This window comes from Sphingobium bisphenolivorans, from assembly GCF_000412635.1.
Lineage (GTDB): Bacteria > Pseudomonadota > Alphaproteobacteria > Sphingomonadales > Sphingomonadaceae > Sphingobium > Sphingobium bisphenolivorans.
This window is the reverse complement of record NZ_ASTG01000030.1, coordinates 1-12,668: the sequence shown is the minus strand read 5'-3', so window position 1 is coordinate 12,668 and position 12,668 is coordinate 1. Positions and strand designations below refer to the sequence as shown.

The 12,668-nt window shown below is 56.1% G+C and carries 12 protein-coding genes and 1 pseudogene; 12 read left to right on the top strand and 1 reads right to left on the bottom strand.

Annotation, left to right across the window (positions count from 1 at the left end; all coding sequences use genetic code 11):
- Nucleotides 1-50: 50 nt before the first annotated feature.
- From L858_RS22350 to L858_RS0117615, 12 genes and pseudogenes are all read left to right on the top strand, one after another.
- Nucleotides 51-189: pseudogene (locus L858_RS22350) on the top strand (IS5/IS1182 family transposase); the annotation flags it as partial.
- A gap of 712 nt (nucleotides 190-901) precedes the next feature.
- A complete protein-coding gene (locus L858_RS0117665) occupies nucleotides 902-2,341 on the top strand; it encodes a carotenoid oxygenase family protein (protein ID WP_022684422.1) in 1,440 nt (479 codons plus the stop codon).
- Nucleotides 2,338-2,688 (top strand): hypothetical protein, encoded by a 351-nt coding sequence (locus L858_RS0117660; RefSeq protein ID WP_022684421.1) that lies wholly within the window; start codon nucleotides 2,338-2,340, stop codon nucleotides 2,686-2,688. Before L858_RS0117665 ends, L858_RS0117660 begins: the two co-directional genes overlap by 4 nt.
- A gap of 60 nt (nucleotides 2,689-2,748) precedes the next feature.
- Nucleotides 2,749-4,146, top strand: a complete 1,398-nt coding sequence (locus tag L858_RS0117655) for an aldehyde dehydrogenase (protein WP_022684420.1) — start codon at nucleotides 2,749-2,751, stop codon at nucleotides 4,144-4,146.
- A gap of 39 nt (nucleotides 4,147-4,185) precedes the next feature.
- Nucleotides 4,186-4,869 (top strand): nuclear transport factor 2 family protein, encoded by a 684-nt coding sequence (locus tag L858_RS0117650; RefSeq protein ID WP_022684419.1) that lies wholly within the window; start codon nucleotides 4,186-4,188, stop codon nucleotides 4,867-4,869.
- A 48-nt stretch (nucleotides 4,870-4,917) separates the two neighbouring features.
- Entirely contained in the window at nucleotides 4,918-5,361 is a 444-nt protein-coding gene (locus L858_RS0117645; protein WP_022684418.1) for an acyl-CoA thioesterase, read from the top strand.
- Nucleotides 5,358-6,245 (top strand): beta-keto acid cleavage family enzyme, encoded by an 888-nt coding sequence (locus tag L858_RS0117640; RefSeq protein ID WP_022684417.1) that lies wholly within the window; start codon nucleotides 5,358-5,360, stop codon nucleotides 6,243-6,245. The genes L858_RS0117645 and L858_RS0117640 overlap by 4 nt, the downstream gene beginning before the upstream one ends.
- 56 nt (nucleotides 6,246-6,301) lie before the next feature.
- Nucleotides 6,302-7,534, top strand: coding sequence for a Tm-1-like ATP-binding domain-containing protein (locus L858_RS20550; RefSeq protein ID WP_022684416.1), 1,233 nt, complete (start codon nucleotides 6,302-6,304; stop codon nucleotides 7,532-7,534).
- Nucleotides 7,531-8,004 (top strand): acetyl-CoA carboxylase, encoded by a 474-nt coding sequence (locus tag L858_RS0117630; protein WP_006961057.1) that lies wholly within the window; start codon nucleotides 7,531-7,533, stop codon nucleotides 8,002-8,004. Before L858_RS20550 ends, L858_RS0117630 begins: the two co-directional genes overlap by 4 nt.
- The gene (locus L858_RS0117625) at nucleotides 8,001-9,338 is read left to right on the top strand and encodes an acetyl-CoA carboxylase biotin carboxylase subunit (RefSeq protein WP_006961056.1); all 1,338 of its coding nucleotides are present in this window, start codon (nucleotides 8,001-8,003) and stop codon (nucleotides 9,336-9,338) included. The genes L858_RS0117630 and L858_RS0117625 overlap by 4 nt, the downstream gene beginning before the upstream one ends.
- Nucleotides 9,331-10,815, top strand: a complete 1,485-nt coding sequence (locus L858_RS0117620; RefSeq protein WP_006961055.1) for a biotin carboxyl carrier protein — start codon at nucleotides 9,331-9,333, stop codon at nucleotides 10,813-10,815. Before L858_RS0117625 ends, L858_RS0117620 begins: the two co-directional genes overlap by 8 nt.
- Nucleotides 10,815-11,687, top strand: coding sequence for an HAD-IIA family hydrolase (locus tag L858_RS0117615; protein ID WP_006961053.1), 873 nt, complete (start codon nucleotides 10,815-10,817; stop codon nucleotides 11,685-11,687). Before L858_RS0117620 ends, L858_RS0117615 begins: the two co-directional genes overlap by 1 nt.
- Before the next feature lie 409 nt (nucleotides 11,688-12,096).
- Here L858_RS0117615 and L858_RS20545 read toward each other — a convergent pair.
- Nucleotides 12,097-12,668, bottom strand: a 572-nt coding sequence (locus L858_RS20545) for a Tn3 family transposase (protein ID WP_022684414.1), incomplete at its 5' end; no start/stop codon positions are given.

Here is a 12,668-nt window from a genome sequence, read left to right as displayed (position 1 = left end):
AGTAGCGCCGGTGTCCTGATTCAGTCTGCGCGAGTGGCGGAGACGGGTCGATGATGGGCGAGCTGACAGTGGCGCAGGAGGCGCTGTTCTACACCTTCAGCCTGGAGCGGCATGTGCCGGCGGATCATCTGCTGCGCTCGATTGACCGGTTTTGTCGATCTGTCGGACATTCGCGAGCATCTGCGCCCCTGCCTCCCGATTGCGGTGAGAAAGCTTGTCGACTTCGGTGTCCCGCGAGGGAACGCAGGGTCGGATGATCTGCGAAGGTCGAGGGATGGGCCGCCGAGCTCGCTTCAAGTCAATGCAACGTCCGGCCTTGTGAGACCCGATACAGCACCACCGGCCTCAGGGTCGGCGAGTGCGGGCAGATCCTTGAGACCCTCAAGGGACAACCGCCAAGCGATCGCAAATTACAGATCACGACTTAGTTGGCCGCTGAACTGCGCGAAACTTTATTTCAGGCCCTTCCCCAATCTGGAAGCCGAAGGTGGCGCGTTCGATTGAGGTCTCACGAACTACGGCTACCCGCCTCGCTTCTCCACTTGACATCGTAAATCTCGCCTGCAATGTATGCGCCGACAACATCGCTCATAGCTTGCATGATCCCGATGAAGGGACGCAGCGGTTTGGGAAGTTAGGAGAGGATGTATGGTGATAGGAGCGCCGCGATGCGAACGCGGCAACGCTACGCGTACGCGTCGTGAAATGGCGGACTCGTGCCGATCTCGTCTGAAGGTGCCTCATAGTGGGAGCGACGGGCGGCCATCGAATATAGGCGAGTCCTCAATCCCAACCGATACACGATTATTCGCGCCGCTAGTCAAACTTCATAATGTTTTATTCGCTGAATATGTTCCTGCAGCAAAGCGCAGGCGCGTAACACTTAAAAAGGCATGCGTTCATGACTAAGCTATTTCCTGACGGTCTCTCTTTCAGTGGATACAACACTCCAAGTAGAATTGAATGCGATATATATGATCTTGAGGTGGAGGGTGATGTTCCCCCGGATCTTAATGGTAGATGGTATCGCTCCGGCCCGGATCCCCAATATCCGCCATATCTGGGAGACGACATTTACGTGAATGGGGACGGGATGATCTCGATGTTTAACTTCGAGAACGGCCATGTCGATTTCAAGATGCGCTATATTCAGACCGAAAGATGGAAAGCTGAGCGGGCTGCCCGACGTTCTCTCTATGGGAAATATCGCAATCCGTGGACTGATAAACCTGAAGTCGCCGGGAAAAGCCGAGGGACCGCAAATACCGCGCCAATTTGGCACGCTGGCCGTCTCCTGGTGCTCAAGGAGGACCATGTGCCGATGGCTGTCGATCCGGACACTCTAGCCACCTTGGGCGATTTCACTTGGAATGGGCAGCTTAAAAGTAAAACAGTTACAGCCCACCCGAAGATAGACCCCGTTACGGGTGAGCTTCTTCTGTTTAGCTATGAATGTGAAGGTGATGGTTCGTCGCCAATGTGCTTCCTGATCGAGGACAAAAGTGGGAATCTTGTTAAAGAAGAGTGGTTCGATCCCCCATATGTCGGGATGGTCCATGACTTCGCGATCACGACTGATTACGTGATCTTTCCAATCTTTCCGACGACAATGGATCCCGAGCGCTTGAAGGCAGGTGGGGATCATTGGAAGTGGGACGGGAGTTTGCCTAGTTGGGTTGGCATTATGCCGCGAGCCGGCAGTACGACCGATATCCGATGGTTCAAAGTGCCTACGTCGTGTGGCTTTCACGTCATCAACGGCTTTAACGAAGGCACAATAGTCCATCTCGATATGATGATCTCCAAGCGGAATGGCTTCCCCTACATCGGCGACATCGCAGGATCGGCCGCGGATCCTCAGGATGGCGTCCCCTATCCCACGCGTTGGTCTTTCGACATGACGTCGAACGCCGTCGATGGAGGATTCTCATCGAAGAGTTTGGCCCCATATGGCGGTGAGCTGCCGCTCATCGATCCGCGATGCGTCGGTCGGGATTATCGCTACGCCTATATCTCAATGGTGGATCCGGAGAGGCGGATATTGATGGCCGGCCCTACCTACATGGGCGCTAACATGATCGGCAAAATCGATCTGACGACCGGCGAAGTCCAAACCTATCACGGGACTGACGAGACTAGCTTCCAGGAGGGCGCGTTCATCCCGCGCGGGCCTGGCGAAGATGAAGGTTGGTATATCAATATCGCCGATCGACATGACCAAAACCGTTCCGATCTGCTGATCTTCGACGCGCGCGCCATCTCCGAGGGGCCGCTTGCAACGGCCCGATTGCCGATTCGTCTCAGGAGCGCCTTTCACACGACTTGGGTTCCGGGAGTATGACCATGATATTGCCTAACGGCGTGACTGAGGCGTCAATGCGCGCAGCACTCACGGAATTTTCCGCGATCGTCGGGAACGAATGGTTCTTTGGTCCCGAAAACGAACGACTGACAGCCTATAACGACGCCTACCCGCTGGACGATCTCGCTCAGCAAGGATATATGATGTCGAATGCGAGTTTGACATGGCGCGGCCCTGAAAACCGCTACTCTGTTGCTGTGTATATCGATAATATCGAGAACGAGACGTTAAAGGCGACCTCGTTTGTACAACCAATCGTCGGTCTTCCTGTAGTTACACTTGAAGCTCCTCGGACTTACGGAATTCGAGCTAGATTTAATTTCTGATTCGTAGGGACGGCCTGCTTTCTCCATTGATCTTCTATTTACCACTAAAGAGGTGGAAACATGCGGTTTGAACGAATCAATCCACTCACTGGCGAAGTAGCATCCTCGGCTGAGGCTATGCAGGCCGCTGACATTCCGAACTTAGGCAATAGGGCTGCCGAAGGTCAAAAGGTCTGGGCAGCGCTGGGTCCCAACACTCGTCGCATGGTTCTGCTGCGGGCGGCATCGGCCTTGGAGGCCCGCAAGGACCAGTTTGTTGCTTCGATGATGCAAGAGACTGGGTCCACACGTGGTTGGGCATTGTTCAATCTGGAACTTGCTGCCGGTATAGTCCGAGAAGCGGCAGCGCTGACTACTCAAATATGCGGTGAAGTAATTCCTTCGGACAAGCCCGGCTGTCTGGCCCTTGTGATGAAGGAACCTGTCGGGGTCGTGCTTGGGATAGCACCTTGGAACGCACCGATTATTCTCGGCGTTCGTGCTATCGCGGTGCCGCTTGCCTGTGGGAACTCGGTGATCCTCAAAGCTAGTGAATTATGTCCAAATACCCACGCGCTTATCGTCGAGGCCTTCGCTGACGCGGGGTTTCCCGAGTCGGTAGTAAATATCGTGACTAATGCGCCAGAAGATGCTGCAGAAGTAGTCGGCGCGCTGATCGACGCGCCAGAGATCAAGCGTATCAACTTTACTGGCAGCACCCATGTCGGTCGGATTATCGCTCGTCGGGCGGCGGAAAATCTTAAACCTTGCCTGCTCGAGCTTGGCGGTAAGGCGCCGCTCCTGATTCTGGAAGATGCCGATCTCGACGAAGCCGTCAAGGCGGCAGCTTTTGGTGCGTTTATGAACCAAGGCCAAATTTGCATGAGCACCGAGCGAATTATCGTGGTTGACGCAGTCGCAGAGGCTTTTGCGGAAAAGTTTGCATCAAAGACGGCGACCCTTGTCGCGAGCGACCCGCGTGAAGGGAAGGCGCCGCTGGGTTCGGTGGTCGACATGAGCACTGTGAACCGCGTCAACGAGTTGGTTGACGATGCGATCGAGAAAGGTGCCAAGATCTTGACGGGCGGAAAAGGGGACAATGTGGTGATGTCTGCCATCGTGCTTGATGGCGTAACTCCCGCAATGGATCTCTATCGCGACGAGAGCTTCGGCCCGGTCGTGGCCTTAATCCGTGCTCGCGATGCCGACCAAGCGGTGGAGATTGCCAATGACAGCCAATACGGGCTTTCTGCGGCTATCTTCACACGCGATATCGCAAAGGGGTTGATGCTCGCGAAGAGGATCAAATCAGGCATCTGTCATATCAATGGGCCCACGGTTCATGACGAGCCGCAGATGCCTTTCGGGGGTACCGGAGCGTCTGGCTATGGCCGGTTCGGAGGCAAACAGGGGATCGATAGTTTTACTGAAACTCGCTGGATTACAGTTGAAACCCTGCCAGGACAGTTTCCGATTTAAACCAAGTCTAATCAAACTTACCAGTTGGGAATTAAAACAATGGATTTCACCACATATATAGATGCATTCAATTCCGGGGATTACGTTAATCTCGTGGATCAATGGTTTACGGAGGATGTGGTCTGGGAGGATGGCGGTCAAACGGTGACGGGCCGCGATGAATGGTTGAATTTGTTCCATTTCGTTCGAAATGGTATCCGTGAGATATTTCGGCCTATCACAGGCTTTGATGGCCCGTCGGGTCATTTTCGTGAGATCGACATGGATTTTCATGCACTAAAGTCGCGGCCAGACTTTCCGTTTGGACCGTTGGCGCCAGGCGACATGATGACGGTGAAGTTCTTTATCATATATGAGTGTGAAGGTAATCGGATTCGTCGCCTGAAAGCAGCGACTTGGCCTGTCAACTATGGAACGAGTAAATTACCGCGCTTGGGCGCTCACGTTACTCAGCGAGCCGCGTTTCAGGCTTTCCAAGCAGCGCTGGCCCATGAGCATGGCGCAAATGCAAGGCAGTATCTTGCCGCTCAATTGCAAATGGGCAGCACCGGTGGGACGCGTTCCAGTTCGCATGAAGACGCGATTGGCTCGCTTAGAGAGGCTGGCGTGGCCACGGCGACGTTGAAGGACGCGAGGGACGATGAACTGTTGCTAGATGCAGGCGGGCGTCTGATGAGACTAGGCCTGCAAAACGGTCTAATATCTCAATTCGAACTGGTTTAATTCGGCGCCGACACGTCCGGCGTCCGGCATAGCGTGAGACATGCCCTCATGTTTGTAAATAAAATCTCCGTTGAGATAAGTTGGGGTGATTGCGATCCCGCCGGGATAGTTTATTATCCCCAGTATTTCCGAATGTTTGACAGCTGCACCGCCGCGATTTTTCGCATGGTGACCGGTATTGACAAGCGCGCTATGATTGAGAGGTACGGGATTGTTGGTTTTCCGATGGTGGATACCGGAGCCCGTTTTTATATTCCCAGTCGGTTTGGTGAAGAAATTCAGGTGCATACCTCCGTTCCCAAGATTGGCCGTAGTAGTTTTGAGGTGTCACATCGCGTCTTCAGAGGTGAGGATCTGGCGATCGAGGCATTCGAAAAGCGCGTTTGGTCTGCCATCGACCAGGAGAGCGGAAGATTGCGAGGCATTCCATTGCCCCCTGAAATCGTGTCCGCGCTTTCCACTCCCTCCATCCATGAAGGTGTTTCGTCGTGAGCAAGCTGATTATCACCGTTGCTCCTACGGGCGGCATGGCATCCAAGAAGCAGAGTTCGCTTCTTCCCACGCAACCCGATGAAATTGCAGCTTCCGTATACGCATCTTACAAGGAAGGGGCAGCAGTTGCTGCGCTTCACGCTCGTAGGCCGGATGATGGCGCAACTTGTAACGCGGATATTTACCGTGATATTAACGGACGTATTCGCGATTGCTGCGACATCATTATAAACAATTCCACCGGGGGCGGATCAAGCGGTGACATGCTTGTCGAGAGGCCGGACGGATTGTTCGAATCAAGCTTCGAGGAACGACTAAAGGGCTGCGAAGCCGGTGCGGAGATGGCGACCTTCGATGGCATGACCTTCGTCGACGTCCATGGCGGACGGGAAATATGCGTAATCACGCCGCCCAGCCGCTGCGAAACGCTGGTGCAGCGTATGACGGACAGGGGCATCAAGCCTGAATGGGAGGTATTTTCACCAACCCATATATTGCAGGATGTAACACGACTCATTCAGAAAGGCTATGACAAGCCTCCCTACTACATCAATATGGTCCTGGGCGCAGACAAGGGCTTTCAAGGCGCCATGCCCTATAGTCACGATATCCTAGCGGCAATGATCGCGGCTTTGCCGCCGCAGTCGATTTTCTGTGTGTCGGCGATTGGGGCGGCGCAGCTGCCCGCGACCACACAGGCTATGCTGTTGGGCGGACACGTGCGCGTCGGCCTAGAGGACAATCTTTACTATAGCCGCGGGCAGTTAGCGACCAATGAACAGCTCGTGGCTCGAACCCGCCGCATCGCGACGGAACTGGGGATTGACATCGCATCTTCCGCAGAGGCGCGTGAGATCCTCGGCCTGAGTACCCCGAATTCTTGAATGATGGAGCCGGTCTATCAGCGTGCGCAAATCAGCGGGCTATAATGGAGAAGAGGATGGTTGGAAAGAAGCCACTTGTTCTGATGATCGTCACCCACGACACGAAAGAATTCGAGGGACGTTTTCTCAGAACCTGCCTTGAAGAAGCTGGATGCGAAATAGTCCATCTCGATCCAAGCGTGCGGCGTACGGTCGGAAGCCCCGAGATTCCACCCGAAGAGGTTGCTGAAGCGGCGGGGTGGAGCATTGAGAGAGTGCGTGCGCTTGGTCATGAGGGCAAATGCCAGGCTGTGATGATCGAGGGTGCTATCCGAGTTGCCCTTCATCATCATGAGGCGCAACCCTTCTCCGGCATTATCTCTATCGGCGGGTCGATGGGAACAACGCTTGGCACAGCGGTCATGAAGGCCTTTCCCTATGGTCTTCCCAAGTTGATGGTCTCCACCATGGCGTCGGGGTTCACTGCACCATTCGTAGGGGCGAAGGACATCATAATGTCCAATGCCGTCACGGATGTCTCAGGCATCAATTCGATCAGCCGCGATGTCTATCGCAACGCCGCGCTCGCTATTGCTGGCATGGCGAAGGGTTATGACCCTGCCGCACAGAGGGAAGATCGACCTCTCGTTCTTATGACCACATTGGGTACTACCGAAGCATCAGTTCGACGTGTAAGGGAAGCGCTTCAGGACGACGGCAACGAAGTCATGGTGTTCCATTGTGCTGGCGGCGGCGGCGGAACCCTCGATGCGATCGTTGAAGGACGTGATGTCGCTCTAGTGCTCGATTTGTCGGCAACAGAAATCGTCGACCATCTTCACGGCGGCCTTACAGATGGTGGTCCTGAGCGTGCGATGGCGGCGCTGCGAAAGGGCATTCCGACGATCTTGGCTCCCGGCAATGCCGATTTCATCATCGGCGGGCCGTTAGCGGAGGCTAAGAAGCGGTTCCCAGGCACGCGCTATCACATGCATAATGCTGCGCTGACTGCTGTTCGCACACAGATGCAGGAGCTACGAAATCTGGCCGATCACTATGCCAAAATGGTCATTGAAGCGAAAGGACCTGTACGCTTTTTCGTACCGTTGGGCGGCTTTTCCAGCCATGACAGCCCGGAAGGGCATCTCCACGATATCAATGTGCCCGGCCCCTTCGCCGAATATCTTCGCAAAGTCATTCCCAGCGCTATTCCGGTCGAAGCGGTGGATGCTCACTTTAATGATGAAGTGTTTGCTGACCGCATCATTCTCGCGGCCCGCGATTATCTCAAGATCGGAGTGCATGCGTGAAAGGTGATCTGCCTCTAAGTCCTGAGGATGTGAACGAAATCGTCACAATCCTGAAAGGCAGTCAATATGATCGGTTGGACATCCGAACCGATCGCTATCGGCTTCGCGTCAGCAGGGCCGATGCAGGAGAAGGTCAAGGGGAAGGCTGGAGCCAGGCGTGGTCGCTCGAAGACGAAGCGTCGCCTGCCGGGGCGACTGCCCAGTCGGGTCAGGAAGAAATCCCGGTTCCCGAAGGCATGCATGCCATTCGCGCACCTTTGCCTGGCGTCTTTTACCGCTCCCCAGCTCCTGGAACTGCATACTTCGTTGAGGTCGGCAGCAGCGTCGAGGCAGAATCCAATGTCGGTATCATCGAGACCATGAAGCTCTTCAATCCCGTCCCCGCAGCTTGTGCAGGCGAGATCGCGGAAATCTTAGTCGAGAATGGCGCGATGGTAGATGCCGGCGCCATTTTGATGCTCGTCAAATGATCAGGCGTCTCCTCATTGCCAATCGCGGCGAAATCGCTTTTAGAGTTATTCGCACAGCAAAGCGTCTGGGCATCGAGACTGTCCTTGGGGCGTCCGAAGCGGATCTGAATAGCGCGGCCGCATGGCTGGCGGATCATATCGTAAAGGTCGGTCCGGCTCCCTCGGCGCAAAGCTATCTCGACGTTGCCAAGGTGATCGCCGCGACCAAACTAAGTGGGGCGGATGCGCTGCACCCCGGCTATGGCTTTCTCTCCGAAAATGTGGGCCTTGCCCGTGCTTGCGCGGAAGCGGGGATCGCTTTCGTCGGCCCTTCCTCATCCAGCCTCGAGGCAATGGGTGACAAGCTGATGGCGCGTAAGGTCGGCATCGAAGCGGGCCTCCCGGTGGTCCCGGGCGGTGAGGCAGGCGATAAGGAGGAAGCGCGAAGGCGCGCGCAGGAAACGGGCTATCCGCTATTGCTCAAAGCTGTGTCCGGGGGCGGCGGTAAGGGAATGAAAAGAGTCGATAATGAATCGCAGCTAGATGGTCAGATCGATCTTGCCATGGCTGAAGCGCAGGCTTCCTTCGGGGATCCACGCATCTACGTCGAGCGCTTTATCACGAGCGGCCGGCATATCGAAGTGCAGGTGCTTGGCGATGGTGTGAATGCGATTCATCTGGGCACGCGCGACTGTTCGATACAGCGCCGCTTCCAGAAGCTGGTCGAGGAAGCTCCAGCAGCCCTTCTTCCCGATGACAAGCGCACGGCTATCGAGCAGGCGGCGGTCGATTTGGCCAAGTTTCTGGCATATCGAGGAGCAGGTACGGTCGAATTTCTGGTAGATGCCGTTACTTTCGATTTTTATTTCCTAGAGATGAATGCGCGTATCCAGGTAGAGCATCCCGTAACGGAAGCGATCACCGGCGTCGATCTGATTGAGCAACAGCTGTTAGTAGCAGCCGGTAGCAAATTGGCGCTGACACAGGAGATGATACGGCCTCGCGGTCATGCCATTGAGGTGCGCATCAACGCCGAAAACTGGCGCGAAGATTTCCAGCCCTCGCCCGGGCGCGCCGCATCGGCCAAGTGGCCGGCGGGCGAAGGCATACGCGTCGATACCCATATATTCAATGGCGGCCTCGTCCCGCCCTTTTACGACTCCCTCGCCGGGAAGCTCATTGTCCATGGCAACGACCGAGCCGAGGCTATTGAGCGCCTGACTGCTGCCTTATCGGTATTCGAGCTAGAAGGCATGGATTCAACAGCTGGGCTTCACGCCATTATCGCGGCTGATCCGCGATTCCGTGCCGGCGACGTCGACACCCGCTTCTTCGGAAATTTGAACAATGGCTGAAATAAATCTCGTCGACGTTTCGGTGCGCGATGGCAACCAGTCGCTGTGGGGCGCGACAGGCCTCGATACAGCAAAGATCCTCCAGGTCGCCGGCCAGATGGATCGCGTAGGCTTTAGAGCAATCGATTTCACATCATCGACCCACATGGCCGTAGCAGTGCGTTATTTCCGTAACAATCCCTGGGAGCGTATCAGGCGTGTCCGGGCTGCCATGCCCAACACACCGCTTCAATTTATCACCACCGGCCTACGATTCATTGCTTGGCAGCAGGCTGGTCCCGAATTTATGCGAATCGTCTATCGCCGGCTCCAACATAATGGCATCGGCCGCTTCATTGTTCTTGATCCCATGCATGACATAGATGCGGTTCTTGAAGCAGCTCAGCTCATCAAAGAAGAGGGTGATGCGCAAGTTATGGCGGCGCTGACATTCACCCTCTCTGCCGTGCACGATGATGCATTCTATGCAGATTTCGCAGCGAAACTCGCCAGATCGCCCCATATCGACCTGTTCTACATCAAAGATCCGGGCGGCCTGCTATCTCCAGATCGCGTGAAGACACTCGCACCGGCGATCAAGGCGGTGATCGGCGGGAAATCGCTGGAAGTCCACCCGCACTGCACGATCGGTTATGGTCCACTTACCGCTTTGGCGGCCGCCGATTGCGGAGCTGTCGATGGCATTCATGTCGGTATCGGCCCCCTCGGGGATGGCAGTTCGTTGCCCGAGGCCGGTAGGCTTGTCGCGAATTTGCGGGAAGCAGGCCATAGTGTGCCGATCGATGACAGGGCTCTAGCAAACGTTACCGATTATTGGTGGCGTCTGGCTAAGGCGGAAGGCCTCCAACCGGGCACGCCTCAAGCCTTCGATGCCAGTTTTCTGCGTCACCAGATCGCGGGAGGGGTGATGACCACCACTCGTCGACAACTGAGTGAACTGAAGCTCGAGCACCTTTTTGGCGCGGTAGTCGAAGAGACGGAGCGTGTTCGTGCTGAACTTGGATATCCTATCATGGTAACGCCCTTTCCCCAGATGGTGATGACGCAGGCGACAACAAATATCGTCAGCGGCCAGCGGTACGTTCAGGTATCGGATCAGATTTTGCGCTATGCAATGGGCAAGCTTGGGCGTCCGACGAGCCCAATCGATCCGGTGATCCTGGATGTCATCATGGATCGACCGCGGGCAAAGGAGATAGCTGGTGAACCGGATTTCCCTGACTATTCGGATCTCCGTCGCAAGTTTGGCGCGCATCTGGACGATGAGGAATTTCTGTTGCGCGCCGTGATGCCGGCGGATCAGGTCGACGCAATGCTTGCGATGGGACCCAGCCGCGCAACCTATACTCCGGAGGCTGCGCCGTTGATGAAATTGCTACGAGAACTTATTGCTAACCCGACCCTGAAAGATGTCGTAATCGACAGAAAAGGTTTACGATTGGCACTTCATTCTGGCGCTTCCGCGGGCAAAATGTAATGGTCAGTGAATCGCTTGACGGCTTGGCTGCCCGGCTTGCTGGTGCATCGGGTTTCATTTTCGACATGGACGGCACGCTTGTACTTGGCGACAGCGCCAGTTCTGGATATCGCCCGCTTCCGGGCGCAGAAGTGCTGCTGGAAGAACTTACAGCGCGCGGCATGCCCTTTAGGATTTTCACCAATGGGTCTGCCATAGCCCCGGCTCAATATGCGTATAACCTGCGCGTTGCCGGGTTGAAGGTGCCTGACAGTGCTGTGATGACGCCGACGACGGCCGCTGCATATTGGTTTTCTGAACGGGGGATCCGCAAAGTCAGGGCGCTGGGGCGTAGCGAATCATTCGTGCCGCTGCGTGCCGCTGGTATCGAAGTCGTCGAAAATGCCGCTCCTTCTTGCGCGGTTGAGGCTGTCTATGTCGCCTATCACCGCGCATTCACGTTCGACGATCTGGAGGCGGTGCTCGCGGACCTCGAAGACGGCGCGCAGCTCACAACGGCGTCCAATGTTCCCTTTTTCGCTTCGGAGGGCGGGCGCAAGATCGGAACTAGCTTCGCGATTAATGCGGCCATCACCGCGATGACGGGGATCGAGCCTGTCATACTCGGCAAGCCATCGCTCGCAGCACTGCATTGCGCCCGATCTTTGATGGGTCTGCCGACTGATGCGACGCATAAATTGATCGTCGTGGGTGACGACCCAGGGCTAGAAATGAGAATGGCGCGGGCCGCGTCCGCCGCGAGCATTGGTGTGACGACTGGTCTCTCAGATGCAACCGACTTTGGCGCACATGCCGATGAGCAGGCAGATTTCGTCGTCAGATCGCTCGACGAATTGTGCGTGCGGTTAGGCGAAAGAATTGACGCAGTATGAGGCTTTCGGAAGCTGCGCAATCAGGACTAGAGTAATCCTACGTTGACGGTGCTTCGCTGCGCTTCTTGGTGTGCACAATCACAATGAGACGACATTGATGATGATGGTTCCGCAAATCGGGCCGGGTTAGCAGCGAAAGATTGGGAAGGTTACGCTGGTGCGCGCTGGCGACTTTGCCCCATTGGCATCAATCCCGGGCCGCTCGGCAACCGTTTGGATCGCATAGTCCAGATCGGTCGTGGTCGGCTTGCGGAAGCTTTCATGCGACTTCTCGTGCTAGGTTCATAAATTGGCAGTGCCCGGCTAGCCGCAGGGCGTTCATCCAGAACTCTCGCCGTTGGCCGGTGGCGGCCAGGGCATGGCCGCGATCTTCTGCAATTCGGCCCCTGTGCATTATGCGGACACAGATTCACGGTAGCGGTTTGATGAGCAGCGGCATGAGGCCATTGGCGTCGAGATCGAGGTGATCGGACCAGACATAATCGCCGGTGAGATTGATGCGATCCCAACCCAATGGTGAGAGCCGAGACAGCATAGCCGGATCGATCTGGCTTCCGCGGCGGCGCATTTCTTCGACGGCGTGCCCAAGATAGCGACAGTTGAACAGGATGATCGCTGCGGTGACGAGGTTGAGGGCAGCCGCGCGGGTTTGCTGGTTCTCCAAGCCACGGTCGCGAAAGCGACCGAGCCGATGGAAGGCGACCGCTCGCGCCAGGCTGTTGCGCGCCTCGCCCTTGTTCAACTCGGCGGTGACCGTGCGGCGTAGCGCCGGATCGTCGAACCAGCGCAACGTGAACAGCGTGCGCTCGATCCGTCCTACCTCGCGGAGCGCCGCGGCGAGGCTGTTCTGCTGGCGGTAGGCGGATAGCTTTTTGAGGATCAGCGAGGGCGTAACGGTGCGATCACGCATCGCGCCGATGACGCGTTCGATATCCGGCCAGTGGCTGACGATCAGATCCCGGTTGAGCCTGTGACCGAACA